24 protein-coding genes are annotated in these 25,266 nt (G+C 75.1%); 10 read left to right on the top strand and 14 right to left on the bottom strand.

Annotated elements, in window-relative coordinates; translation table 11 throughout:
- Window positions 1-150: 150 nt before the first annotated feature.
- Window positions 151-1,506 carry an ABC1 kinase family protein gene (locus AB0L25_RS31550; protein WP_500176386.1) on the top strand — a complete coding sequence of 452 codons (1,356 nt, stop codon included), beginning with the start codon at window positions 151-153 and terminating at the stop codon, window positions 1,504-1,506.
- A gap of 106 nt (window positions 1,507-1,612) precedes the next feature.
- Here AB0L25_RS31550 and AB0L25_RS31545 read toward each other — a convergent pair whose 3' ends face one another.
- A complete protein-coding gene (locus tag AB0L25_RS31545; RefSeq protein WP_500176385.1) occupies window positions 1,613-2,485 on the bottom strand; it encodes a siderophore-interacting protein in 873 nt (290 codons plus the stop codon).
- Between the two features lie 124 nt (window positions 2,486-2,609).
- Here AB0L25_RS31545 and AB0L25_RS31540 point away from each other — a divergent pair, with 124 nt between their 5' ends.
- Window positions 2,610-3,086: a nuclear transport factor 2 family protein gene (locus tag AB0L25_RS31540; RefSeq protein WP_500176384.1), complete on the top strand. Its 477-nt coding sequence runs from the start codon at window positions 2,610-2,612 to the stop codon at window positions 3,084-3,086.
- A gap of 24 nt (window positions 3,087-3,110) precedes the next feature.
- Here AB0L25_RS31540 and AB0L25_RS31535 read toward each other — a convergent pair whose 3' ends face one another.
- Window positions 3,111-4,277 carry a serine hydrolase domain-containing protein gene (locus tag AB0L25_RS31535; protein ID WP_500176383.1) on the bottom strand — a complete coding sequence of 389 codons (1,167 nt, stop codon included), beginning with the start codon at window positions 4,275-4,277 and terminating at the stop codon, window positions 3,111-3,113.
- 325 nt (window positions 4,278-4,602) lie between these two features.
- On the opposite strand from AB0L25_RS31535, the gene AB0L25_RS31530 reads away from it, so the two are divergent.
- Together AB0L25_RS31530 and glpK are read left to right on the top strand one after the other, a co-directional pair.
- A complete protein-coding gene (locus AB0L25_RS31530; protein ID WP_500176382.1) occupies window positions 4,603-5,421 on the top strand; it encodes an MIP/aquaporin family protein in 819 nt (272 codons plus the stop codon).
- Between the two features lie 118 nt (window positions 5,422-5,539).
- Entirely contained in the window at window positions 5,540-7,054 is a 1,515-nt protein-coding gene (gene glpK, locus AB0L25_RS31525) for a glycerol kinase GlpK (RefSeq protein ID WP_500176381.1), read from the top strand.
- On the opposite strand, the gene AB0L25_RS31520 is transcribed toward glpK, so the two are convergent.
- Window positions 7,030-8,052 (bottom strand): Gfo/Idh/MocA family oxidoreductase, encoded by a 1,023-nt coding sequence (locus AB0L25_RS31520; protein WP_500176380.1) that lies wholly within the window; start codon window positions 8,050-8,052, stop codon window positions 7,030-7,032. The two genes, glpK and AB0L25_RS31520, sit on opposite strands and share 25 nt — an antisense overlap.
- Before the next feature lie 97 nt (window positions 8,053-8,149).
- On the opposite strand from AB0L25_RS31520, the gene AB0L25_RS31515 reads away from it, so the two are divergent.
- Window positions 8,150-9,010, top strand: coding sequence for a S1 family peptidase (locus AB0L25_RS31515; protein ID WP_500176379.1), 861 nt, complete (start codon window positions 8,150-8,152; stop codon window positions 9,008-9,010).
- A gap of 33 nt (window positions 9,011-9,043) precedes the next feature.
- On the opposite strand, the gene AB0L25_RS31510 is transcribed toward AB0L25_RS31515, so the two are convergent.
- Window positions 9,044-10,054: a SigB/SigF/SigG family RNA polymerase sigma factor gene (locus AB0L25_RS31510; protein ID WP_500176378.1), complete on the bottom strand. Its 1,011-nt coding sequence runs from the start codon at window positions 10,052-10,054 to the stop codon at window positions 9,044-9,046.
- Window positions 10,055-10,198: 144 nt separating this feature from the next.
- Between AB0L25_RS31510 and AB0L25_RS31505 the strand changes: the two genes are divergently transcribed.
- The 4 genes from AB0L25_RS31505 to AB0L25_RS31490 all read left to right on the top strand — a co-directional run bounded on the left by AB0L25_RS31505 (window position 10,199) and on the right by AB0L25_RS31490 (window position 12,698).
- A complete protein-coding gene (locus AB0L25_RS31505) occupies window positions 10,199-10,651 on the top strand; it encodes a DUF6098 family protein (RefSeq protein ID WP_500176377.1) in 453 nt (150 codons plus the stop codon).
- 3 nt (window positions 10,652-10,654) lie between these two features.
- Window positions 10,655-11,095, top strand: a complete 441-nt coding sequence (locus AB0L25_RS31500; protein ID WP_500176376.1) for an SRPBCC family protein — start codon at window positions 10,655-10,657, stop codon at window positions 11,093-11,095.
- A 186-nt stretch (window positions 11,096-11,281) separates the two neighbouring features.
- Window positions 11,282-12,226, top strand: a complete 945-nt coding sequence (locus tag AB0L25_RS31495; RefSeq protein ID WP_500176375.1) for a polysaccharide pyruvyl transferase family protein — start codon at window positions 11,282-11,284, stop codon at window positions 12,224-12,226.
- A 70-nt stretch (window positions 12,227-12,296) separates the two neighbouring features.
- Window positions 12,297-12,698: a DUF2267 domain-containing protein gene (locus AB0L25_RS31490; protein ID WP_500176373.1), complete on the top strand. Its 402-nt coding sequence runs from the start codon at window positions 12,297-12,299 to the stop codon at window positions 12,696-12,698.
- 141 nt (window positions 12,699-12,839) lie between these two features.
- On the opposite strand, the gene AB0L25_RS31485 is transcribed toward AB0L25_RS31490, so the two are convergent.
- Genes AB0L25_RS31485 through AB0L25_RS31440 form a run of 10 tightly spaced genes read right to left on the bottom strand, consistent with a single transcriptional unit; the run spans window position 12,840 to window position 24,139 of the window.
- Entirely contained in the window at window positions 12,840-13,796 is a 957-nt protein-coding gene (locus AB0L25_RS31485; protein ID WP_500176372.1) for an NAD-dependent epimerase/dehydratase family protein, read from the bottom strand.
- A 10-nt stretch (window positions 13,797-13,806) separates the two neighbouring features.
- Complete coding sequence (locus AB0L25_RS31480; protein ID WP_500176371.1) at window positions 13,807-14,877, bottom strand: glycosyltransferase family 9 protein; 1,071 nt, start codon at window positions 14,875-14,877, stop codon at window positions 13,807-13,809.
- Window positions 14,868-15,545 (bottom strand): SDR family oxidoreductase, encoded by a 678-nt coding sequence (locus AB0L25_RS31475; RefSeq protein WP_500176370.1) that lies wholly within the window; start codon window positions 15,543-15,545, stop codon window positions 14,868-14,870. The genes AB0L25_RS31480 and AB0L25_RS31475 overlap by 10 nt, the downstream gene beginning before the upstream one ends.
- Complete coding sequence (gene rfaE2 / locus AB0L25_RS31470; RefSeq protein WP_500176369.1) at window positions 15,542-16,942, bottom strand: D-glycero-beta-D-manno-heptose 1-phosphate adenylyltransferase; 1,401 nt, start codon at window positions 16,940-16,942, stop codon at window positions 15,542-15,544. Before rfaE2 ends, AB0L25_RS31475 begins: the two co-directional genes overlap by 4 nt.
- On the bottom strand, window positions 16,939-17,625 hold the full coding sequence (locus AB0L25_RS31465; RefSeq protein ID WP_500176368.1) for a D-sedoheptulose-7-phosphate isomerase: 687 nt from the start codon (window positions 17,623-17,625) through the stop codon (window positions 16,939-16,941). The genes rfaE2 and AB0L25_RS31465 overlap by 4 nt, the downstream gene beginning before the upstream one ends.
- Complete coding sequence (locus tag AB0L25_RS31460) at window positions 17,622-18,857, bottom strand: glycosyltransferase (RefSeq protein ID WP_500176367.1); 1,236 nt, start codon at window positions 18,855-18,857, stop codon at window positions 17,622-17,624. The genes AB0L25_RS31465 and AB0L25_RS31460 overlap by 4 nt, the downstream gene beginning before the upstream one ends.
- Complete coding sequence (locus tag AB0L25_RS31455) at window positions 18,854-19,849, bottom strand: glycosyltransferase (protein ID WP_500176366.1); 996 nt, start codon at window positions 19,847-19,849, stop codon at window positions 18,854-18,856. The genes AB0L25_RS31460 and AB0L25_RS31455 overlap by 4 nt, the downstream gene beginning before the upstream one ends.
- The gene (locus tag AB0L25_RS31450) at window positions 19,846-20,859 is read right to left on the bottom strand and encodes a glycosyltransferase family 9 protein (protein ID WP_500176365.1); all 1,014 of its coding nucleotides are present in this window, start codon (window positions 20,857-20,859) and stop codon (window positions 19,846-19,848) included. The genes AB0L25_RS31455 and AB0L25_RS31450 overlap by 4 nt, the downstream gene beginning before the upstream one ends.
- Complete coding sequence (locus AB0L25_RS31445) at window positions 20,856-22,502, bottom strand: HAD-IIIA family hydrolase (RefSeq protein WP_500176364.1); 1,647 nt, start codon at window positions 22,500-22,502, stop codon at window positions 20,856-20,858. The genes AB0L25_RS31450 and AB0L25_RS31445 overlap by 4 nt, the downstream gene beginning before the upstream one ends.
- Window positions 22,502-24,139, bottom strand: coding sequence for a carbamoyltransferase family protein (locus AB0L25_RS31440; RefSeq protein WP_500176362.1), 1,638 nt, complete (start codon window positions 24,137-24,139; stop codon window positions 22,502-22,504). Before AB0L25_RS31440 ends, AB0L25_RS31445 begins: the two co-directional genes overlap by 1 nt.
- A gap of 224 nt (window positions 24,140-24,363) precedes the next feature.
- On the opposite strand from AB0L25_RS31440, the gene AB0L25_RS31435 reads away from it, so the two are divergent.
- On the top strand, window positions 24,364-25,251 hold the full coding sequence (locus tag AB0L25_RS31435) for a glycosyltransferase family 2 protein (protein ID WP_500176361.1): 888 nt from the start codon (window positions 24,364-24,366) through the stop codon (window positions 25,249-25,251).
- The last annotated feature ends 15 nt before the right edge of the window (window positions 25,252-25,266 follow it).

Raw genomic sequence — 25,266 nt, 5'->3', positions numbered from 1 at the left:
CCACCCGTGCCGGGTACGTTCCGTCGCGCCCCGGGGAATCTTCGGGCCCGCGCGGACGCTGAACCTTTGCGGGCGGACGACCGTTCCATGGCGTCCGACGCCCGTGAGAAGCTGTCATTGGACGTAGCGTCGAACGAGGGACGACCGGCCGTGAGCGACATTCCCCGCCGCGCGGTGACGCGCACCGCCAAGCTCGCCACCCTGCCGCTCGGCTTCGCCGGGCGCACCGCCGTGGGGTTCGGCAAGCGCACCTTCGGCAGGCCCGCCGAGGCCGTGGCCCTCGAGGTGCAGCGCCGCACCGCCGAGCAGCTGTTCGCCGTCCTCGGCGAGCTCAAGGGCGGCGCGATGAAGGTCGGGCAGCTGCTGTCGATCTTCGAGGCCGGGCTCCCCGAGGAGGTCGCCGGACCGTTCCGCGCCAGCCTCACCCGGCTGCAGGAGGCGGCGCCGCCGATGCCCGCCGCGACCACGCACCGCGTCCTAGCCGAGGGGCTCGGGGACGGCTGGCGCGAGAAGTTCGCCGAGTTCGACGACCGTCCCGCCGCCGCCGCGTCCATCGGCCAGGTCCACAAGGCCGTGTGGCACGACGGCCGCACCGTCGCCGTCAAGGTGCAGTACCCGGGCGCCGCGCAGGCCGTGATGAGCGACTTCGCGCAGATTTCGCGGCTCAGCCGCCTGTTCACGCCGCTGTTCCCCGGCGTCGAGGTCAAGCCCCTGATCGCCGACCTGAAGCGGCTGCTGGAGAAGGAGCTCGACTACGTCGACGAGGCGCGCGCGCAGACCGCCTTCCACGACGCCTACGCCGGCGACCCCGACTTCCTGGTCCCCGCCGTCGTCGCCCAGTCGGGCAACGTGCTGGTCACCGAATGGCTGGACGGCACCCCGCTCGCGCGCGTCATCGCCGAGGGCGACCAGGACGACCGCGACCGCGCCGGGCTGCTGCTGTTCCGCTTCCTGCTGTCGGGCCCCGCCCGCTGCGAGATGATCCACATCGACCCGCACCCGGGCAACTTCCGGCTGCTCGACGACGGCCGCCTCGGCGTCATGGACTTCGGCGGCGCCGCGCGCGTCCCCGCCGAGCTGCAGTGGTCCATCGGACGGCTGCTGCGCATCGGCACCCTCGGCGACCCCGACGCTATCGTCGACGCCCTCTGGGAGGAGGGCTGGCTCGCCGAGGACGCCGAGGTCGACCCCGACGAGGTCGCCGACCTCGTCGCCCCGCACGCCGCCCCGTTCGCCGTGGAGCGCTTCCGCTACAACCGGGAGTGGATGCGCGAGCAGACGGCCCGCGGGCTCGGCCTGGCCTCCGACATGCGGCCCGGCGCGCTCGCCCGCCAGTTCCGGCTGCCGCCCCAGTACCTCGCCGTCAGCCGCGCCCTCGCCGGGGGCGGCGGCGTCCTGTGCCAGCTCGAGGCCGAGGGCGCCTACCGCGCCGAGGCCGAACGGTGGCTCCCCGGCTTCGCCGACGACGATCCCGGCACCGGCGCCCCCGAGGAGATCACGGCCTGACGGCCGCTCGCGAAAGAACACGACGGCCCGTCACACGCCTTTGCGCGCGTGACGGGCCGTCGTGCGCAGATCTCCGAACCGGGCCTCGCGGAACCGGGGCCGGGCGTCAGGAGAGCGCCTTGGCCTCTTCCTCCTCGACCTGCCGGTTCCACTCGCGCTTGGACGACTGCCAGCCGTCCTCGTCGCGGCCCAGCCGCCAGTAGCCCGAGATCGACAGCCGGTCCATCGGGAGCTGCCGGTCGACCCGCAGGTACCGCCGGAGCGTCTTGACGAAGTTCGCCTCGCCGTGGACGAACGCGTGCACCTCGCCGTCCGGCCAGTCGAGCTTCTGCACCGCGTCCACCAGCAGGTCGCCGACCTTCTCGCCGCCCCGGTACAGCCACGTCACCTCGACGTCGCCGGGGAGGTCCTGCCGCTCCTCCGGCCCGGCGACCTCGACGAACACGCGGGCGGGGACGCCGGCGGGCAGCCGCTCCAGCGAGGCCGCGATGGCCGGCAGCGCGCTCTCGTCGCCGGCCAGCAGGTGCCAGCCCGCGTCCGCGCTCGGCGCGTACGCCCCGCCCGGCCCGAGGAACGCCAGCTCGTCGCCCGGCTTCGCGTTCGCCGCCCACGGCCCCGCGACGCCCTGGTCGCCGTGGTAGACGAAGTCGATCGTCAGCTCGCCCGCCTCGGCGTCCCACTCCCGGACCGTGTAGGTGCGGGTCATCGGCCACTGCTCGCGGGGGAATTCGGCGCGGATCCGTTCCATGTCGAACGGCTCCGGATACGCGACCCCCGGGCGCGGGAACTGCAGCTTCACGTAATGGTCGGTGAACTCGCCCGCGGCGAAGTTCGCGAGCCCGCCGCCGCCGAGGACGACCCGGATCATGTGCGGGGTGAGCCGCTCGGTGCGCAGCACCGTGCCCCGGTGGAGCTTCGCCTTCCTGCGCTCGGGCCCCCGGTTGAGCTCCGGCTTTCCGCGCACCGGTTCCGTCGCCATGCATCCTCCGCTGTCATCGGCCAAACCCGTTAGGTAAGCCTAACTTGCAGAAGATCCTGATTGTTCCCGCGGTTCGGGATACCGTCGCCCGGACGGCGTTCCGGCGACCCGGCGGGTGGGGACCATGGCGGTCGGCAGGCACACGATGACGGACGAGCAGCGCAAGTCGGTGGCGCTCGAGTACCTCAAGGGGTTCGACAACGGCGGCGTGACCTCCGACGGCTCGCCGATCCTCGACCTGTTCGACGACGACGCGCAGGTGTACTTCCCGAAGTGGGGCCTCGCCACCGGCAAGGACGAGATCGCCCGGCTGTTCGGCGACGTCGGCGGGACCATCACGTCGATCCGGCACCACTACGCCATGTTCAACTGGATCTTCTCCGGCGGGGACACGCTCGTGTGCGAGGGCACCAGCCACGGCGAGCACCGCGACGGCCCCTGGCGCGCGGGCGTCCCCGAGTGGGGCGCCGGACGCTGGTGCGACGTCTTCGAGATCCGCGACTGGAAGATCCAGCGCGTCTTCATCTACCTCGATCCCGACTACGCGGGCGGCGACACCGCCCGCTACCCCTGGCTCGCGGGGGAGACCACGCCGGAGTGACGGCGCCGGCCCCGAGGACGCCGGTCAGCGTGCGGCGGCGCGGGCGGCGCGGGTGCGGACCACCTCGGCGGCGACGGCCTCGAACGCCGCCTCCGTCTCGTCCTCGCCCGCCAGGGTGTAGAGCGTCGACTTCACGATCACGACGCCGTGCTCGGGCGACACCCAGATGCGCTGCCCGCCGAGGCCGTTCGCGGAGAAGTCGCCGTCGTCGTCCAGCCACCACTGGAACCCGTACCCCTGGTTGAAGGACGCGGACGGGCTCGTCGACTGCTCCACCCAGGACGCGGGCACGACCTGCCGCCCGTTCGCCCGGCCGCCGTTCAGGTACAGCAGCCCGAACCGGGCGAAGTCGCGGTCGGTCGCGTAGACGCAGCAGTAGCCCATGCTGTTGCCGCTCGAGTCGTTGCCGAGGAACGCCTTGGCCCCCATCCCCGCCGGGCCCCAGATCTTCTCCTGCACGTAGGTGTGGAACGGGACGCCCGTCGCCTCGGCGACCGTCCAGGCCAGCACGAACGAGTTCATGCTCGTGTACTCGAAGCGCGTGCCGGGCTCCCAGCCGCGCTTCTGCTGCTTCGCCAGTTCGGGCAGCGGGTAGCCGAGGCTGGCGGCGACGTGCACGAACGGGACGTCCTGCGCCTCCTCCCAGTCGATGCCCGACGACATCCGCAGCAGGTCGCGCAGGGAGACGCCGGCGAAGCCGGAGCCCGCGAGCTCCGGCAGGTACTTCGTGACCGGATCGTCGATCGAGTCGATGGCGCCCTCGCCGAGCGCGATGCCGACCGCCGCGGAGGTGAACGACTTGGCGACCGACCACGACTGGAACAGCGAGCCCCGGTCCGCCGCCGTGTACCGCTCGAAGACGACGTCCCGCCCGTCCAGGACGACGAAGCCCTGCGTGCCCGTGCGGGCCAGGTAGTCGTCGAGCGTGCGCTCCTCGCCGTCGTGGGCGTAGGTCACCGAGAGCGGCCGGTGCGCCTCGCGCAGTTCCACCGGGTCGGACGACGGCAGCAGCGGGTCGAAGCCGCGCGCCGGTGCGGCGGCCGCCGAGGACGGCACCGGGCCGGACGGGTGGAGCGCGGACGGCGCGGGACCGGGCGGGGCCGGGTCGGCGGCGGCCGGCGCGGCGGTCAGCGTGAGGGCGACCGTCACGGCGGCGGGGGCGAGCGCGAACGTCCAAGGCGTGCGGCGCATCGGGGCTCCCTGGGGGTGCGGGATCGGCGGGCTGTTCTGATCATGATGGACATTGGACGATGCGTCGATATATCCGGCGACGAATTTCCGTTTCCGGACGTGCGCGCCGCCGCATGCCCGGTGTAGCGGCGGCGCGCCGGGGAATGCCCGTCTCGCGGACGATCTTCGTTCGCGGCGCGGGCGGCCGGTGCGGCGGATCGGTGCGGGGAACCGGTTCGGCGAACCGGTGCGACGAAATCGTTCGTCCGCGACGGTTGACCATGTCCGTGAGGATTATTTACGTTCGCGTCAGCTGTGTTCTACGTCACACTCCGAGGAGGCGCGGATGACGAAACGGCCGAAGGTCCCCGAACTGGCCCGGGAACTGGCCGCGGAATTCGCCGGAACACTGATCCTCATCCTGTTCGGCCTCGCGGTCGTCGCGCAGGTCGTGGCGGCCGGGATCGGCGACCACGACAGCATCTCGTGGGCCTGGGGGATCGCCGTCACCCTGGGCGTCTACGTCTCGGCCCGGATCAGCGGCGGCCACATCAACCCGGCCGTGACGGTCGCGCTCGCGGTCTTCAAGGGCTTCCCCTGGCGGAAGGTCCTGCCGTTCATCGCCGCGCAGACGCTCGGCGCGTTCGTCGCCGCGCTGCTCGTCCGCTGGAACTACACCGAGGTCCTGCACGCGTTCGACCCCGGCCTGACGCAGAAGTCGCAGGCCGTCTTCTCCACGATGCCCGGCAACGGCGAGCTGCCCGTCGGGATGTGGGGCGGGTTCCGCGACCAGGTCATCGGCACCGCGATCCTGCTCTTCCTGGTGCTGGCCCTCACCGACCTGCGCAACTCGCCGCCGCTGGCGAACATGACGCCGTTCATCATCGGGCTCGTGGTCGTGGCGATCGGGATGGCGTGGGGCACCAACGCCGGGTACGCGATCAACCCGGCGCGCGACTTCGGCCCGCGCCTCGCCCAGTTCCTCACCGGCTACGGCGAGGCGTGGCGAGATCAGTACGGTGATCTCTACTTCTGGGTGCCGATCGCCGGTCCGCTCATCGGCGGGATCATCGGCGCCGGGCTCTACATCCTGCTCATCGGGCGCAACCTCCCCGCCGAGGAGCCCGGCGGCGACGAGCCCCGCCCCGAGTACGACGTGGAGTGAGCGAGACGCGACCCGGGCAAGATGCGACCCGTGCAAGACGCGACCTGACACGGCACCGCGAGGTGGACGGACGCGAGGTGGCGAGGGCCTCCGCCCTCCAGCAGAAAGGCAGGCACCGATGGCCGACTTCGTCGGAGCGCTCGACCAGGGGACGACCAGCACCCGCTTCATGATCTTCGACCACGGCGGGAACGAGGTCGCCCGCCACCAGCTCGAGCACGAGCAGATCCTGCCCCGGGCCGGCTGGGTCGAGCACAACCCCACCGAGATCTGGGAGCGCACCCGCGCGGTCGTCCAGACGACGCTGAACAAGGCCCACCTCGACTACGGCGACCTGGCCGCGTTCGGGATCACCAACCAGCGGGAGACCACCCTGGTGTGGAACCGCCGCACCGGACGGCCCTACCACAACGCGATCGTGTGGCAGGACACCCGCACCGACCGGATCGCCTCCGCCCTGGAGCGGGACGGGCGCGGCGACGTCATCCGGCACCGTGCGGGGCTGCCGCCCGCGACGTACTTCTCCGGCGGCAAGATCCAGTGGATCCTGGAGAACGTCGACGGGGTCCGCGAGGCCGCCGAGAAGGGCGAGGCCGTCTTCGGGAACATGGACACCTGGGTGCTGTGGAACCTGACGGGCGGGCGGGACGGCGGCGTGCACGTCACCGACGTCACCAACGCCAGCCGCACCATGCTCATGGACCTGGAGACCCTCGACTGGGACGAGGAGCTCCTGTCCTTCTTCGGCGTGCCCAGGGCGATGCTGCCCGAGATCCGCCCCTCGTCCTCGCCGGAGCCCTACGGCGTCACGCGGGCGGCCTCGCTGGGCGGCGAGGTGCCGCTCACCGGCATCCTCGGCGACCAGCAGGCGGCCACCGTCGGGCAGGTGTGCTTCGCGCCCGGCGAGGCCAAGAACACCTACGGCACCGGCAACTTCCTGCTCCTCAACACCGGCGAGGACCTGGTCAGGTCGGAGGCGGGGATGCTGACGACGGTCTGTTACCAGTTCGGGGACGCCAAGCCGGTGTTCGCGCTGGAGGGGTCGATCGCGGTGACGGGGTCGGCGGTGCAGTGGCTGCGCGACCAGCTCGGCATCATCTCGGGCGCCGCGCAGTCCGAGGCCCTCGCCCGCCAGGTCGACGACAACGGCGGTGTCTACTTCGTGCCCGCCTTCTCCGGCCTGTTCGCCCCCTACTGGCGTTCCGACGCCCGCGGCGCCATCGTCGGCCTCTCCCGGTTCAACACCAACGCGCACCTCGCCCGCGCCACCCTGGAGTCCATCTGCTACCAGAGCCGCGACGTCGTCGAGGCCATGCACGCCGACTCCGGCGTCTCCCTGGACGTCCTCAAGGTCGACGGCGGCGTCACCGCAAACGAGCTGTGCATGCAGATGCAGGCCGACATCCTCGGCGTCCCCGTCTCCCGTCCCGTCGTCGCCGAGACGACCGCGCTCGGCGCCGCCTACGCGGCGGGCCTCGCCACCGGCTTCTGGTCCACCACCGACGAGCTGCGCCGGAACTGGAACGAGGACAAGCGCTGGGAGCCGACCTGGAGCGAGGAGCGCCGCGCCGAGGGCTACGCCGGCTGGAAGAAGGCCGTGGAGCGCACCTACGGCTGGGTCGACGTGGACTGAGCGCCGCCCGCCGGCCGGTCCGCGAACCGCTCGGTGAACCGCGCGGCGATCTCGTCGAGGGTCCGCAGGATCGCGACGGTCTCGTCCAGCGGCATCAGCGGCGACTCGGTGAGGCCCGCGCGCAGGCAGCGCGCGACCTCCTCGGCCTCGTAGGTGAACCCGTGCCCGGGGACGTCCGCGGTGATCTCCTCGGGCGCGGTGCCGGCCCGCATCAGGGTCATGGCGGACGGCCGGTAGAACGGGGCCGCGACGTCGACGCGGCCGCGCGTGCCCACGACGGTGGCGGTGTGCGGGGAGAAGCCGGTGAGCCCGCAGTGCAGCAGCGCGATCGCGCCGGACTCGTAGCCGAACATGATCCCGGTGTTTGCGTCCACGCCGGTGGGCGCGGGGCTCGCGGCGACCTGGACGGTCGCGGGCGGGCCGAGCAGCGGCCAGGTGAACGACACGGGGTAGCAGCCGAGGTCGAGCAGCGCGCCGCCGCCGAGCTCGGGCGACCACTGCCGGTGCGAGGCGTCGAACTCGGCCGCGACGGAGAAGTCCGCGTACACGGACGTCACCTCGCCGATCGCGCCGTCCGCGACGAGCTCGCGGAGGCGGCGGACCAGCGGGTTGAACCGCGTCCACATGCCCTCCATGGCGAACACGCCGTGCTCGCGGGCGATCGCCGCGAGCTTCTCGGCGTCGTCGGCGCCCGTGGTGAGGGGCTTCTCCACCAGCACGGCCCGCCCGGCCTCCATGCACAGCCGCGCGGGCTCGAAGTGCATGGGATGCGGGGTGGCGACGTACACGACGTCGACGCCGTCGTCGGCGGCGAGATCGGCGTAGGACGCGTGCGCGCGCGGGATCCCGTACCGCTCGGCGAACGCCGAGGCGGACGCGGCCGACCGCGAGCCGACGGCGACGACCTCGTGGTCGGGGAGGAGCCCCAAGTCCTCGGTGAACGTCGCGGCGATCCCGCCCGTACCCAATATGCCCCAGCGCACCGATGATCCCGCCATGGGGCGATCGTAACGGCGATCAAGCCTTTTCGAGACGCCGCGGCCGATTTAACATCAAGTCACGGACTGTAGTGAAACGACTGCGGAGGGAAATTACATGCTCGGACGTCTCGGCACGATCGGCCTCGTCTGCACGGCCCTGCTCGCCGTCCCGCCCGCCGCGGCGGCCGGGACGGCGCCGGAGACGGGGGGACCGGCCGGGAACGCCCGGCACGCGGCGGTCGACTTCACGGGCATCGTGGCCCTGAACAACTGCTCGGGCTCGCTGGTGCGCGGCCCGCGGTCCCGCGACGACGACCCCGCCCTGGTGATGACGAACGGGCACTGCCTGCGCACCGGGACGCCCGCGGCCGGCGAGGTGATCGTCGACCGGCCGTCCACGCGGACGTTCACGCTGCTCGACCGGACGGGCCGCGGGAACCTCGGCACGCTGCGCGCCGACAACCTCGAGTACGCGACGATGACCGGCACCGACGTCGCCGTGTACCGGCTGGACGCCACCTACGCCGAGATCGAGCGGCGGTACGGCGTCCCGGCCCTGCGGCTGTCGACGGACCGGCCGCCGGACGGCACCGGGATCCGGGTCGTGTCGGGGTACTGGCGCGAGATCTACGCGTGCTCGATCGACGGGACCGTCCATCGGCTCCGCGAGGCCGAGTGGACCTGGGAGGACTCGATCCGCTACACCTCCGCCTGCCGGACGATCGGCGGCACGTCCGGCTCCCCGGTGATCGACGCGTCGACGGGCGCGGTCGTCGCCGTCAACAACACCGGGAACGAGGACGGCGAGCGCTGCACCCTGAACAACCCGTGCGAGGTGGACCGGAACGGCGAGGTCACCGTGCGGCCGGGCGCGTCGTACGGGCAGCAGACCTACCCGCTCGCCCGCTGCCTGGCCCCGGGCGGCGACGTCGCGGTCGGCGGGAGCTGCGCGCTGCCCGAGCCCGCGGGCACCTGAGCGGGCGCCGCGCCGGACCGCCCGCCGGGCCGTTCACTGCTCGGCGAGCAGTCCGGCGCGGAGCTTGTCCAGGGTGCTGCGCAGCAGCCGCGAGACGTGCATCTGCGACAGGCCGATGTGCTCGGCGATCTGCGTCTGGGTCTTGTTGCCGAAGAACCGCAGCAGCAGGATCGTCCGCTCCCGCTCGGGCAGCTGGTCGATGAGCGGGCGCAGCGCGTGCCCGTCGATGAAGGCGTCCAGCTCAGGGTCCTCCGAGCCGAGGTACTCGCCGACCGTGCCGCCGCCGTCGCCGCTCTGCCCGCCGTCCGCCGGGGCCTCCAGGGACAGCGGGCGGTAGGCGTCGCAGGCCACCAGGACCTCGACGGTCTCCTCCTCGCTGATCTCCATGAGCCCGGCGATCTCCCGGGTCGTGGGGGAGCGGCCGTGCTCGCGGGTGAAGTCCTGGACGGTGCGCTGCAGCACGGGGCGCAGCTCCTGGAGGCGGCGCGACACCCGCAGCCCCCAGGTCTTGTCCCGGAAGTGCCGCTTCACCTCGCCGGTGACCACCGGGTAGGCGTAGGTGACGAACCGGTCGCCGACCTCGGGGTCGAACCGGTTGATGGCCTTGACGAGGCCGAGGTAGGCGACCTGCACCAGGTCGTCCATCGGCTCGCCGCGGTTGGCGTACCGCCGCGCCACCCCGCGGACGAGCGCGGCGTGCAGGTCGACGAGGCGGGCGCGCAGCCGCTCGCGGCGCGGGTCGTCATCGGCGAGCCGGTTCATCTCGGCGAGCAGGGCCTCGGCCTGCCCGTCGTCCGCGCGGCGGGACGCGTCGGGCCGTCCGGGCGGTTCGGGATCCGCGGCCGGGCGGGCGGGGCCGGGGGCGGTCGCGGCGGTCTTTCCGGCCGCCGGGACGGGAGGCGGTGCGGCGCGCCGCGGGCGCGGGGCCGCGGGGCGTTCGGGGGCGGGGGACCGGTTCGGGAGCTCGGTGTCCGTGGAGTGCTCCTCCGAGGTGCCGGAACGGTGGCGTCGGGTGCGGCGGTCGAGGGGCGCCGACGTGATCAAAATTTCTCCTTCGCGCACGAGTGCGGCCAGCGGGGGGATGCGGTGCTCCGCCACCTCTACCCGGCAGAGTCGGCCTCACACTGGATGCCGCCTTCCGCGGGGCGGGGCGCGAATCGACGCGGAACGGCGGGGAAGAGGGGGTGCATGGCGCTTGAGGTGGTCACGGAACTGGAGCGGCTGGCGGAACTGCTGGAGGCGCGGCCGGAGCTGTACGTGCGCTGGTCGCCCGACCCGGAGGCCGATCGTGACCGGCCGCACAGCGTGGACGGGCTGTCCGGCGCGCGGCTGCCGGGCCTGTCGGCGAACCCGCTCGCCGTGGAGCCGTGGTGGGGCGGCCGGTCGACCGTGCTGTGGGTGGCCCGGCGCCTGCACGACTACTCGCACCTGCGGAACGCGCGGGCGCACGGCGCCCGGCCGTGGGTGCTGGAGGGCGAGGAGGTGGGCCGGGGCCCCGACAACGAGCCGCTCGTCGCGCACCCGGAGCCGGTCGCGCTGATCGACCGGCGCGTCCTCGACCAGGCGGCGGACGTGCTGGAGCGGGACCGGCGCGGCTCGTGGGGGCCGCTGGACCGGGGCGGCGGGGGAGGGGGGCGGTGAGCCGTGGGCACGATCACCGAGTCGGTCAACGTCACCGTCCCCGTGGCCGTCGCGTACGGGCAGTGGACGCGGTCGGAGACGTTCCCGCGGTTCATGGCGGGGGTGCGGGAGGTCCGCCGGATCGACGACGTCACGACGCGCTGGGCGGCGCGCGGCGGCGGCGTCGTCCGGGAGTTCGACGTGACGGTGGTGGAGCGGCTCCCGGAGGAGCGCATCGCGTGGACGTCGCCGGACGGCCCGCTGCACTCCGGCGTCGTGACGTTCCGCCGCCTGGACGAGACCACCACGCGGGTCACGGTGCGGCTGGAGTTCGACCCGGAGCGGATCGCGGCGCGCACGGGTGACCGGGCGGGCGCGCTCACGCGCCGGCTGAAGGGGGACCTGCAGCGCTTCAAGCGGCTCGTCGAGGGCCGTGCCCGGGACGTGGACGGCGCCACCGTCTGAGCGTCCGCATAGTCGGCCGGAGCGCGGGAACCGGAGGGAGGAGTGGTGCGGCCCAGGCTCACGGCTCCGAGCACGTGGCTCCGAGGTCGCGACTGGGCCGCTCACTGACTCTGCCCGCGCGGCGTACTCGGTAAACCGGCAGGTTTTTCAACCGTCACCGCGGCGTCACCCGCACTGGAGAGCCCCATGACGCGCACCCGTCCGCCCGCCCGCGCGCCCGTGCCGCCGCGGGTCCTGGTGACCGGGTGGCCGAGCTTCCTGCACGGCGAGGCCACCGCGGGCGACGTCCTGGCGATGGAGGCGGTCCGGCGGGCGCTGACCGGCGCGGGGCTGGAGTGCGACCTCGCCTGGAGTCCCGTCTTCCGCCCGGGCGGGCTCGACCTCGACGGGGCCGACCCGGGCGACTACACCGATGTCGTGTTCGTGTGCGGGCCCGCGCACGGCGAGCAGGTCCGCGACCTGCACCGCCGGTACGCGCGGTGCCGCCGCGTCGCCGTCGGCGTGTCGGTGATCGACCCGGACGACCCGGCGGTCACCGGGTTCGACGCCGTCCTCGCCCGGGACGCCCCCGCGGCGGGCCCGCGGCAGGACCTGGCCGCGCTGCCGCCGACCGGGTCCGTGCCCGTGGTCGGCGTGGTGCTGGCGCCGGGGCAGCGCGAGTACGGCGACCGGCGGCGGCACGGCGCCGTCGAGGACGAGCTGACCGGGTGGCTCGGGGAGCGGTCCTGCGCCCGGCTGGTCCTGGACACCCGGCTCGACCCGCGCGACTGGCGGCTGTTCACCACGGCGGCGGAGCTGGAGTCGGCGTTCCGGCGGCTCGACCTCGTCGTGACGACCCGGCTGCACGGCCTCGTCCTCGCGCTGAAGAACGGCGTGCCCGCGCTGGCCGTGGACCCCGTGGCGGGCGGCGCGAAGGTCGCCGCGCAGGCGCGGGCGTGGGGGTGGCCGGCGGTCGTGACCGTCCCGCACGGCGCCGCCCCGCCGGAGGACGGCGCGCCGCTGCTGGACCGGGCGGAGCTGGACCGGTGGTGGGACTGGGCGCTGTCGGCCGAGGGGGCCGGGCGGGCGTCCGCGGAACCGCCGTCCGGGACCATGATCGGCGAGCTGCTGGACGTCCTCGGCGCACGTTAACGGCCCGACATAACGGGAAGTTTCTGCATTTCAGGCACATCACTGCAGGCAGGACAGGAAGGAGTCCGCCATGCGGCACGAGGAGTTCATAGGCCAGGTGCAGGACCGCGCCCGCCTCCCCGGCTGGAGCCAGGCGGAGCGTGCGACGCGCGCCGTCCTGGAGACGCTCGGCGAACGGGTCCCGGAGGGCCTCGCCGACAACCTCGCCGCGCAGCTGCCACACGAGATCGGCGAGCACCTGCGCCGGACCGAGGTCTACGGCGGCGGAGGCAGCGGGGAGCGGTTCGACCGGCACGACTTCGTCGAACGGATCGCCGCCCGCGCCGGCACCGACGATCCGCGCGCCGCGTACCTGGCGCGGGTGGTGCTCGAGGTCACCGACGAGGCCACCGAGGGCGCCACCATGCGGAAGGTCGGGGACGCGCTCCCCGCCGACATCAGGGACCTGATGACCGCCGGCCACTCCGGCTGAGAGGGAAGGACGGACCGGCCGGCCGGGGACGGGCGGACGGTCCGGCAGACGGAACGGCCGCGACGGGGAGGAACCCGCCGCGGCCGTCCGCTTGTGTCCTGTTCCCCGCCCGGGGGCGCCGTCCCGGACGGGCGCGGCCGATCAGGCCGGGCGCGCCACCGGCAGCTCGCGGGCGAACCACTCGATCGTGGTGCGCAGCCCTTCCTCGACGCCGATGCGCGGCCGCCAGCCGAGGACCTCCTCGGCCAGCGTCGTGTCGGGCCGCCGCACGCGCGGGTCGTCCTCCGGCCGGTCCACGAACCGCAGCGTCGACGACGACCCGGTCAGCTCGATGATCAGCCGGGCCAGCTCCGCCATCGACACCTCGTACGGGCTCCCGATGTTCACCGGCCCCGGGTGGTCCGACAGCGCCAGCGCGACGATGCCGCGGACGGTGTCGTCGACGTGGCAGATCGAGCGGGTCTGCGAGCCGTCCCCGGTGACGGTCAGCGGCTCGCCGGTCAGCGCCTGTCGCAGGAACGTCGGGATGGCGCGGCCGTCGTCGGGCCGCATCCGCGGGCCGTAGGTGTTGAAGATCCGCACGATCGCGGCGTCCAGGCCCCGGGCGTGCCGGAACGCCGACGTCAGCGCCTCCCCGAACCGCTTCGCCTCGTCGTACACGCTGCGCGGCCCCACCGGGTTGACGTTCCCCCAGTACGACTCGGGCTGCGGGTGGACGAGCGGGTCCCCGTAGACCTCGGAGGTGGACGCCAGCACGAACCGGGCGCCCTTGCTCTCGGCGAGGTCCAGCGCGTGGCGGGTGCCCTGGCTGCCGACCTCCATCGTCTGGACCGGCAGCCGCAGGTAGTCCGCGGGGGACGCCGCCGACGCCAGGTGGAACACGTAGCCGACGTCGCCGGGCACGTGCACCGGCTCGGTGAGGTCGCGCTTGACGAACCTGAAGTCGCCGCGCTCGGTCAGGTGCGCGATGTTGCGGGACGTCCCGGTCAGCAGGTTGTCCATGCACACCACGGAGATCCCGCGGGCCAGCAGCGCCTCGCACAGGTGCGAGCCGAGGAAGCCCGAGCCCCCGGTCACGACGGCGCGTGGATGTCTCATCATGTCCCCCTCAGCAGTGTTGCGGTGCTCGTGCCCGGCGGTCGTGCGCCGCCAGGGCCCGGACGGACGCGCGGGCGGCGTCGTCCGCGGTGATCTCCAGCAGGCCGGGGTCCGGCGCCGCGCCGTGCGGGTCGCCGCGCCGCCCGGCCCACAGCACCGTGTGCTCGGGCCGGTCCGGAGGCGGGCCCCACAGGTCCGGCGGCGTCGGGCCGAACAGGACGACCGACGGCGTGCGGTACGCCGTCGCCAGGTGCGCCACGCCCGTGTCGCCGCACACCACCAGGCGCGCGCCGGCGACCAGCGCGGCGAGCGCCGGGAGCGGGGTGCGGCCGGAGAGATCGGCCGCGGCGCCGAGCCCGGCCAGGTCCGCGACGCGCCCGGCGAGGGCCGTCTCGCCGGGGCCGCCGGTGACGACGACCCGCTCGCCGGCGTCCCGCAGCGCCGCCGCGACGGCCGCGAACCGCTCCGCGGGCCAGCGGCGGGCCGGGTACGCGGCGCCGGGGTGGACGACGACGGCGCCGGGCGCCGGGGACGCCGTCCGCGGGCGCGGCAGGTCCAGGTCGCCGGGATCGGGGTCGAACCCGTACGCCGCGACGAGCCTGCACCAGCGCGCCGTCTCGTGCTCGCCGGCGTCCCATTCCGGCCCGCCGATCTCCGGAAGGGCGGGGTGGGCGAACGCGAGCAGCCGCCGCGGCCGGGCGGCGGCGAGCAGCCGGTGGCTCTCCGGTCCGCTGCCGTGCAGGTTGACGGCCGTGTCCACCGGCCGGGCCCGCAGCGGCGGACCGGCCAGACCGGACGTGTCCAGGACGGCGTCGACCGCGCCCGTCGCGCGGGCGAGCGGCGCCAGCGCGCCCGGCGCCGCGAGGGTGATCCGGGCGCCGCGCCCGCCGCCGGACCGGGCGCCGCGCCGCAGCGCCCGCAGCGCCGGGACGGCGGTCAGCAGGTCGCCGAGCCCGAGGGCCCGCAGCACCAGCATCCGCCGCGCGGGCGCCCCGCCCGCCGGATCGCCGCGAGCCGGATCGCCGCGTGCCGGATCGCCGTCCGCCGGGTCGGCGCCCGCCGGGTCCGGGATCACGGCCACGAGGGCTCCTCGGACCGCGCGACGACCAGTTCCCGCACCTCGCAGCCCGCCGGCTGGGCGAGCGCGAACGCCACGGTCGCCGCGACGTCCTCGGGCCGGTTCAGTTTGGCGTCCGGACCCGGCTGGTACTGCGGGTCCCGGCCGTCGAAGAACGCGGTGTCCATGCCGCCGGGCACCACCATCGTCACGCCGACCCGCCCGGCCAGCTCCGCCGCCAGCGCGCGGGTGAACCCGACGACCCCGAACTTCGACGCGCAGTACGCGGTGGCGTCCGGGAACGCGCGGAACCCGAGCGTGGACGCGACCGTCACGATCCGCCCCTTCGGCTTATTCTCCAGGTAGGGGATCGCGGCGCGGATCACCGCGGCCGTGCCCAGCAGGTTCACCTGCACGACCCGCTCCCAGTCCTCGGCGGGCACGTCGTTCAGCGGGCCGCACGCGTCGATCCCGGCGGCCGTGACGACGGCGTGCAGCCCGCCGTTGGCGCGGGCCAGCCCGTGCACGGCCCGTTCGGCGCAGTGCCGGTCGGCCAGGTCCGCCTGCATGCAGGGGAAGTCGTCCTTCGGCGGATGCAGGTCCAGGATCAGCGGCTTCCCGCCGTCGGCGGCGACGCGCCGCGCCACGGCCGCGCCGAGTCCGGACGCGCCGCCGGTGATGAGCACGTTCATGAGGCATGTCCCTTCGTGGTCGACAGCAGGCGCGTCGTGGAGCGCCCTTCGAGCATCGGCAGCAGGACGACCTCGCCGCCGTGCGCCCGGACGGTCCCCGCCTCGGGCAGCGTCGTCCCGGCGTAGTCGGAGCCCTTCACCCACACGTCGGGCCGCAGGCGCTCCAGCAGCGGCGCCGGGGTGTCGTCGTCGAACACGACGGCGGCGTCCACGTCGCTCAGCGCCTCCAGCACCCGGACGCGGTCGGCGGCCGGCGTCACCGGCCGGGACGGCCCCTTGCGGCGCCGCACCGACGCGTCCGAGTTCACGCACACGATCAGGCAGTCGCCGAGCCGCCGCGCCTGCTGCAGCATGCTGACGTGGCCCGCGTGCAGGAGGTCGAAGCAGCCGCCGGTCGCCACCACCGTCCCGCCCGCGCGCCGCGTCCGCTCGACGACGTCCCAGGCGTCCTCGCCGCGCTCGGGCACCAGCCGCGCCGTGCCGGTCTCGGCGAGCTGCGCGGCGACGCCCGCCGCCGCGCCCGCCCGGACGAACTCCGAGGCCCGCCGGACCCCCTCGGTGACGGCCGCGGTGAGCGGGCCGCCGTCCGCCAGCGCCTGGACGGCCCCGGCGGCGAAGCTGTCGCCCGCCCCGCAGGAGTCGCCGCGGGCGGGTTCGGCGGGCGCCAGGAACGGCGCCTCCGACCCGTCGCACAGCAGCGCCCCCTCCGCGCCGAGCGTCACCGCGACGCCCTCGATGCCCCACGACCGGCCGAGATGCCGGCCGCGGCGGCCCGCCGCCGACAGCCCGAAGCCGGAGATGTCGGCGCCGTCGGCGGCGGCGAGCCGCGCCGCCTCCTCCTCGTTCGGGGTGAGCAGCCGCACCACCCCCGGCACCGGCGGCTCCCCGCGCGGATGCGGGTCCCACACCACCGGGACGCCCGGCGGCAGGTCCGCGAGCAGCGAGCGGACGGCGCGGTGCCGGGTGACGCCCCGGCCGTAGTCGGACACCAGCACCGCCCCGGCGCCGGAGATCGCCTCGGCGACGCGCGGGCCCACCGGCCCGTCCATCGCCTCGCCCTCCCCGGCGTCCAGCCGCGCCACCGACTGCCCGCCGGACCGGATCCGCAGCTTGCACGGGGTGCCGCCGTGCAGGTGGAACGCCGCGACGTCCACGTGCCGCTCCAGCATCGCGCGCAGCCGGCGGCCCGGATCGTCGTCGGCGAGCGCCGTTACCAGGACCACGTCCCGGCCCTCCGCCGCCGCGAGCAGCGCCGCCATCCCGGCGCCGCCCGGACGCGGCCGCTCCTCCGCCTGCTCGACCACCGGCACGGGCGCGTCCGGGCACAGCCGGCTGCTGCTGCCGACGATGTCGACGTCCAGCAGGACGTCCCCGATCACCACCAGCGGTCCCGTCATGAACGCACCCCCAGGGTCTCGTCGACCACCCCGCACAGCAGGTGGATCGCCGCGAGGTGGATCTCCTGGACGGTCGAGGTCGCCCCGGCGTCGACCGCGATCGCGTCGTCGCACGCGGCGGCGAGCGGGTTCGGGCAGGGGCCGGTCACGGCCCAGGCCGACATCCCGGTTCGCCGCGCCGCCCGTGCCGCCTCGATCACGTTCGCGCTGTTCCCGCTCGTGGACAGGCAGATCAGCACGTCCCCGCGGCGGCCGTGCGCCCGGACCTGCCGGGCGAACACGTCCAGCGGCCCGTAGTCGTTGCCGATGGCGGTCACCGCGGACGTGTCGCCGTGCAGCGGGATCGCCGACAGCGGCCGCCGCTCGTCCTCGAACCGTCCGGTCAGCTCGGCCGTCAGGTGCTGCGCCTCCGCCGCGCTGCCGCCGTTCCCGCAGGCCAGCAGCCGTCCGCCGGAGTCCAGCACGCGGGCGAGGCGGCGGCCCCACGCGGTGATCGTCGGGACGTGCTCGCGGAACGCGAGCGCCGCCTCGGCCAGCGCCTCCAGCCGCGCGTCCTGCGCGGCGGCGAGCGTGCTCGCGCGCGCCGCCCGGGTCGTCATGCCCGCTTCCTGCGGGGGACGGCCCGCCACGCCCCCCGGCAGAAGCCGCCGCATGACGTCGCTCCGCGTGCTCCGTTCCGTCATGCGGCCACCTCGCAGAGTTCGGCCGCCCGCCGGTACACGCCGGCGGTGTCGGCGGCGACCCGCGCCCACGAGTAGCGGGTGCGGGCCCGGTCGGCGCTCGCAATGCCCATCGCGGCGCGGCGCACCGGATCGTCCAGCAGCTCCCGGATCGCCCGCGCGGCGGCCTCCGGGTCGCGCGGCGGGACCAGCAGCCCGGTGCCGCCGTCCACGACGGTGTCCAGGTGCCCGCCGACGGCGGTCGCGACGATCGGGACGCCGCACGCCATCGCCTCCAGCGGCACCATGCCGAACGGCTCGTACCAGGGGAGGGTCACCACGAGGCTCGCCGACCGCAGCAGCGGCGCGACGTCCGCACGGGCGACCCGCCCGATGAAGTCGACCCGGTCGGCCACGCCCGCCTCCGCGGCGACCCCGCGCAGCCGGCGGATCTCCGGGTCGGCGTCCAGGTCGCCGTGCGGCGGGCCCCCGGCGACGGCCAGCTCGGCGTCCGGCAGGTGCGCCAGCGCCCGGATCGCGGTGTCGACGCCCTTGCGCTCGACGAGCCGGGACAGGACCACGAGCCGGTGCCGGCCGTCCGGTCCGGCGCCCCCGGGCGGGCCGGCCGCCGGGTCGCCGGGGCCGAACAGGTCCAGGTCCACCCCGCACGGCACGACCGAGACCCGCTCGCCCGGGACGCCCATCGCGGTGAGCTCGTCCACCTCGTCCGAGCACGTCGCGATGATCGCGTCGGCGCCGCGGCCGATGGCCCGCTCGAGCCGGATCCGCCCCGCCGGGCTCGTGTCCTTGGCGCCCTGGTGGCGGCGCTTCACGGTGCCGAGCGCGTGGTAGGTCTGCACGACCGGGACGTGCCGCTCCTCCGCCGCGTCCGCCGCCTGGATCGCCGCGAGGCCGCTCATCCAGAAGTGCGCGTGCGCGACGTCCGGCGGCTCCGTGGACCACCGGTCCCGCAGGTGGCGGCCGAAGTCGCTCATCCACGGCAGCAGGTCGTCCTTGGGGACGTGCTCGGGCGGCCCCGCGGGGACGTGCTCGACCGTGACGCCCGGCGCCAGCCGCACCCGGCGCGGCAGGGCGGGCGCGTCCCGCCGGGTGTAGACCGTGACGTAGTGCCCCTGCCGGCCCAGTTCGGCGGCCAGTTCCGCGACGAACACGTTCTGCCCGCCGCCGTCGGCCCCGCCGAGGCCGCCCTTGGCGGCCAGCGGGCTGGCGTGCTCGGAGATCATGGCTATCCTCATCGCGTTACCTCCGTGAGTGTTCGCTGCCAGTCGCGCAGGAACCGCGGGAGCCCGTACCGTTCCACGGCGAAGGCCCGCGCCTCCTTGCCCAGCTGGCGGGCGCGCGGCGGGTCGGCGGCGAGGGCCGCGGCCGCGTCGGCGAGCGTGCCGACGCGGGTCGACAGCACCCCCGCCTCCGGCGGCACCGCCTCGACCGCCTCCGTCGTGGCGAGCGCCACCACGGGGAGGCCGAGCATCATCGCCTCGATCAGCGCGAGGCCGAGCGAGGTCCACCGGTAGGGGTGGACGTAGACGCGGCGGCGCGCGAGTTCCGCGTGCATCCGCGCCTGCGGCAGGTCCTCGAAGGTCCACAGCGACTCCGGGGGGACGCCGAGCCGTGCGGGCGCGTCCACCACGTTCATCCCGAACAGGTCCAGCGGGACGGCGGCGGCCAGCTCGGGGAGGAGGTCGGCGCCGGTGACGCGCCCCCGGCGCAGCGGATCGTTGATCACCACGGCCGCGCGGGGCATCTCGCCGGTGTACCGGTAGCCGGGGTCCACCACGCCGTGCTCGATGACCGTGACGGGGGCGCGGCCGCAGTTCCAGAACAGGCGGTTGAAGTTCGTGACGTGCACGACCGGGATGTCGGCGCGGTCGTGCAGGAAGTGCCGGCTGTCCGGGACGACCTCCTCGGGGAGGCTCGCGTCGGCGGGGGTGCGGCGGGGGGTGTCGTGCTCGACGTAGACGGCGGGGACGTCGATCCCGGGCCGGCGGCCGAGCCACTCCTCGGTGAGCCGCAGCTCGTGGGGGCGCTGCAGGACGACGACGTCCACGTGCTCGTCGCGCAGCCGGTCGTGCGGGACCTCCACGGCGCGGTCCGGCCAGACGAAGGTGTCGGGGCGGCCGCGCCCGTCCGGGCCCCGGTCCGGGACGGCGGGGACGAGCGTGGTCTGCGGACCGTGCACGAACGAGGTCGCCCACGAACCGTGCACGTGCCACATCAGGACTCTCATCGGGCGGGGACCTCCTCCGGTACGGCGGCCACGACCTCCACGGCCGCGGCGACCTCGTCGGCGGTGACGGACGCCAGGCACGGGTGCCCGTCGACCGGGCACTCGCGGGCGCGGGTGTCCTTGCAGGGGGCCTGCTGGTCGCCCAGCAGCGCCATCGGCACCCCGAACGGCGCCCACCGCGCCGCCGGGACCGTCGGGGCGAACAGCGACACCACCGGCGTGCCGACGGCCGCCGCCAGGTGCGCGGGCCCGGTGTTGCCCGCGACCACCGCCCGCGCGCCCGCCAGGACCGACGCGAGCTCCGGCAGCGACGTCCGTCCGCCCAGGTCCAGGCCGCTCTCCCCGGCGACCCGCGCGGTCAACTCCTTCTCGTCGCCGTGCCCGGTGACGACGACCCGGTGCCCCGCCGCGGCCAGCAGCCGCACGGCCTCGGCGCAGCGCTCCGGCGGCCACGCCCGCGCCGGCACCGACGTCCCGGGGTGGACGATCACGTAGCCGGGGCCGCCCGTCAGGTGGGCGGTGTCGGGCAGCGGCCCGCGCACCCGCAGCCGGGTGTCGGCCGGGGCCGGGAACCCGGCGTCCTCGGCCAGCGCGAGCATCCGCAGCGGCTCGGGGATGTCGGCGTCGGGCCGGTGCCGCAGGTCCAGCAGCGACCCGGGGTAGTCCTCGCTGATCCCCCCGATCCACGGGGTGCCCGCGAGCCGCAGCAGCAGCGCCAGCGGCAGCGGCGACTGGTGGAACGACGTGAGGATCAGCGCCCGGTCGAAGCCCCGCACCAGCTCGACGAGCCGGTCGACGTCGTCCTGCCGGACGGGGCCCGGCTCGGGGTCGATCCAGGGCGCGCACCACTCGATCACCCGGTCCACGCCGGGCAGCAGGTCGGCGGCGGCGCGGCCGCGCGGCCCGCACAGGAACGCCACCTCGTCGGCGCGCCCCGCCACGGCCCGCACCGCGGGCCCGGCGAGCAGCACGTCGCCGATGTTGTCCTGGCGTGCGACGAGGACCCTCATCGGCGCCGCCCCCCGCCCAGCACGAGCTCGACGGCCGCGCGCAGCGTCGGCGCCGTCTCCTTCGCCGCCGCGATCTCCGCCGGGAGCGTCCGCGCGGTCGGCACCAGGATGCCCCGCGCCCCCGCCGCCGCCGCGGCCTCGACGTCCCGCCCGATGTCGCCGATCACCGCGATCTCCGACGGCAGCGCCCCGAGCCGCCGTGCGGCCCGCTCGATCATGCCGGGCGCGGGCTTGCGGCAGCCGCACCCGTCGTCCCCGTCGTGCGGGCAGAACTCCCACACGTCGATGCGTCCGAGCAGCTCCTCCACCCGCGCGTTCACCCGGCGCACGTCGCCCGCCGTGATGCGGCCCTTGGCCACGCCCGACTGGTTCGACACGACCCCGATCCGCACGCCGTGCCGCCGCAGCCGGTCCAGCGCCCGCCGCGCCCCCGGCATCGGCTCCACCCGCGCCGGGTCCCCGTTGTACGGGACGTCCCGGATCAGCGTGTCGTCGCGGTCGAACAGCACCACCCGGGGCCCGGCCCACGGCCGCGCCCGCCCGTGCAGGAGCAACCCCCGCACCCGGTGCCGCACCGCCACGGGCGGGATCACGACGCTGGTCACGGCCATCTTGACGATCTCACCGGCCGTCCGGGGCCCCGGACGGATCCGCTCCGCCGCGAACCGCACGGTCAGCGCGCCCCAACCCGCCCCCGCCACCACGGCGACCACTCCACCGGCCCCCAACCCCCGCGCGGCCTCCCGACCGCGCCTGATGGCAGAGGCCGCGAACAGTGCCGGTCCGCGCTGCGTGGCCGTCCGGCGCCAGAGGTCCGAGCCGTGGGTTGGGCTTTGGTGGCGTGCGGTGGTCTGGGCTCGGCGGAGGGCCGTCGGGGTTGCGATGAGGGCCAGGGTGGCCGTGGTGGTGGTGAGGACGTGCTCGCGGAGGCGGCCGCGGCCCTCGCCGGCGCGGGAGCGCCAGGAAGGGCCGTGCAGGCGCCGCATGAGCACGTCGTCGGCGTTGCCGGCCTGCGCCCGGACGGACGCCCAGAAGCCGGCGGGACGGACCGGGTGCGTGACCTCGCGGTCGCCCCGGACGAGGACGCGGCCGGTGTCGAGGACGCGGAGCGCGAGGTCGGCGTCCTCCCGGTACGCGCGGCGGAACCGTTCGTCGAAGCCGCCGACCTCGGCCAGCGCGCCGCGCCGGTACGCCATGTCGGCGGTGATCCACTCGGCGGTCTCGAGCCCGATGGTGTTGCGCTCCCAGTCGGTGGGGCGGCGGCCCTCCGGGCGCGGCACGACGACGCGGCCCTGCGAGCCGGCGACCTCGGGCGGCAGGTCCGCGAGGTCGGCGGCGAGGCGCTCCGGCCAGCGGGGGCCGGGGACGACGTCGTCGTCGAGGAACGCGATCCACTCGGTCGCGGCGGCCCGCCAGCCGGTGTTGCGGGCGGCGGCCGGGCCGCGCCCGCCCGAGCGCAGCACGCGCAGGGCCTGCCCGCCGGTGTCGGGGAGCGGCAGCGGCGCGCCGGGGGCCGGACGGTCGTCGACGACGATGATCTCGTGCGGCGCGGGCGCGGCGCCGCCGAGGGCGGCGAGCAGCGCGCTCAGCGTGCCGCGCAGGCTCTCCCGCCCGACGGTCGGCACGACCACGGTGTAGTCCATCAGGCGTGCACCTCCCGGCGGCGGACGACGAACGGGCCGATGGCGAGGAGGTCCACCGGGGCGGACCCGAAGCATTCGAGCGCGTCGCGGGGGTCGTCGACCATCGGGCGTCCCGCGGTGTTCAGGCTCGTGTTGATCACGACGGGGATCCCGGTGCGGCGGTCGAACTCGCGCAGCAGCCGGGCGACGAGGGGCTCGTCGTCGTCCGCGACCGTCTGGATGCGGGCGGTCCCGTCGACGTGCACGACCGCGGGGATCCGCTCCCGCCACTCCGGCCGCACGTCGTGGACGAACAGCATGTACGGGCTGGGCAGCGGGCCCTCGAAGATCTCCGCCGCCCGGTCGAGGGACACCATCGGCGCGATCGGCCGGAACTGCTCGCGGCCCTTCACGTCGTTGAGCCGCTCGACGTTCGCGGCGTGCCCCGGGTGGGCCAGGAGGGAGCGGTGCCCGAGCGCGCGCGGGCCGAACTCCGAGCGGCCCTGGAACCATGCGACGACCTGGTCGTGCGCGAGGGCCTCGGCCACGGTCGCGGCCAGGTCGGCGGGACGCTCGTAGGGGATCTTCGCGACGTCGAGGCGGGCGGCGATCTCGTCGTCGTCCCAGCCGCGCCCGAGGTCGGCGCCCGGCATCGCCTCGATCTCGTCGCCGGACGAGCGCGCCACGTGCAGGGCCGCGCCGAGGGCGGTGCCGGCGTCGCCCGCGGCGGGCTGCACCCACAGCTCGTCGTAGGGTCCGGCCTCGGCGAGGCGGGAGTTGGCGACGCAGTTGAGCGCGACGCCGCCGGCCAGCATGAGGCGGGACGATCCGGTGCGGCCGTGCAGCCAGCCCGCGAGGTCGAGCAGCACCTCCTCGAGGCGGGTCTGGACGCTCGCGGCGAGGTCGGCGTGGTCGCGGGTCCACTCGGCGTCCGCCGTGCGGGCCTTCGCCAGCGCGCCCCAGTCGATCGGCGCGACCGCGAAACCGCCGTCGCCGGTCGCGGCGACGTGCTCGCGCAGCTCGTCGAGGAACCGCGGCTCCCCGTAGGAGGCCAGGGCCATCACCTTGTACTCGTCGCTGGAGCGCAGGAAGCCGAGGTGCTCGGTCAGGTCCTCGTACATCAGCCCGAGCGAGTGCGGCAGCCGCTGCGCGTGCAGCGGCGTGAGGTCGCCGTTCGCGTACGTCCCGGCCAGGTGAGAGTGGGACTCGCCGCGGCCGTCCAGGACGAGGACGTCGCCCTCGCCGGGCCCGGGCGCGGCGAGGGCCGCGGACGCCGCGTGCGCCACATGGTGCGGGACGAACCGGACGATCCCGGGGTCGAGCCCGGGGAGCGCGGTGGCCAGGAAGTTCGGCGCCCGCCGCGCGTACAGCGTGCGAAGCCGCTCCCAGTTCACGTCGTGCCCGTCGAGGTCCGGTTCGACGAGGCTCGGATCGTACGAGTAGGCCACCGCGTCGAGGTCGCCGGGCTCCAGCCCGGCCCGGTCCAGGCACCAGCGGGCCGCCTTCTCCGGCAGTTCCCAGCCGGAGAAGGGGACCGGCCGCTTCCCGTGCTTGCGGCGGCTGAGCCGCTCTTCCTCGGTGGCGGCCACGACACGGCCGTCCACCACCAGCGCGGCGGCCGGATCGTGAAAGATCGCATTGATTCCGAGCACACGCATGACAAAGCCCCGTTCGGCGCACGGTCGATGTGGAATGGCGATGTCTGCGTCATAGACATCGGGTGGGGAGCGGAAATCCCCTATAGGTAATTCCGGGCATTGCCGAGAACTGGGGCGCTAAACGCAGCAGAGGTGAAAAGGCACTGGTGAGAGAAGTGGCACGTCAGCGCCGATCCCGGCCCCGGGGGGCGCATGAGGGGCCGCGCCCGGGGTAGCGCCGACCCATGCGCTACACCGTCGTCGTCATCACCCGGGACCGGCGGGAGTCCCTGCTGGCGGTCCTCGCCCGGCTGCGGGCCCTGCCGGACGGCCCGCCGGTCATCGTGGTCGACAACGCCTCCGGGGACGGCACCGCGGACGCGGTCGCCGCGCAGTTCCCCGAGGTACGGCTGGTCAGGTCGCCGGAGAACCTCGGGGCCGTCGCGCGGAACCTCGCGGTCGACCACGTGCGCACGCCGTACGCAGCGTTCTGCGACGACGACACCTGGTGGGAGCCGGACGCCCCGGCCCGCGCGGCGGCGATGCTGGACGCGCACCCGCGGCTCGCCGTCGTCACCGGCCGGATCCTGGTGGAACCCGGCGGGCGCGAGGACCCGATCGTCCCCGAACTGCGGGACTCGCCCGTCCCCGGCCCGCGCGGGCTCCCGGGGCCCGTGCTCGGGTCGTTCCTGGCGGGCGCGTCCATGATCCGCGTCGCGGCGTTCCGGGAGGCGGGCGGCTTCTCGCCGCGGCTGTGGCTGGGCGGCGAGGAGGAACTGCTCAGCGCCGACCTGATGACCCGCGGCTGGCACCTGTGCTACGCCGAGGACGTCGTCGTGCACCACGCGCCGTCCCCGGTGCGGGACGCGCACCTGCGGCGCCGCCACGGCATCCGCAACACGCTGTGGTTCACCTGGCTGCGCCGCCCGCTGCCCGCCGCCGCGCGCCGCACCGCCGGGCTGCTGCGCACGCTGCCCCGCGACCGGGTCACCGCCGCGGCGCTCGCGGAGGCCGCGGCAGGGCTCGGCTGGGTCGCGCGGGAGCGCCGCCCGCTGCCCCGCGACGTCGAGGACCGCCTGCGCACCCTGGAGGAGTCCCAGCGGACGTCCAGGGCCCGCCGTTACGTGAGCTGACCGGCCACCGGGAGG

The sequence above is a fragment of the Spirillospora sp. NPDC052242 genome, assembly GCF_040679555.1.
Classification (GTDB): Bacteria; Actinomycetota; Actinomycetes; order Streptosporangiales; family Streptosporangiaceae; genus Spirillospora.
This window is presented reverse-complemented; position numbering and strand designations above follow the sequence as displayed.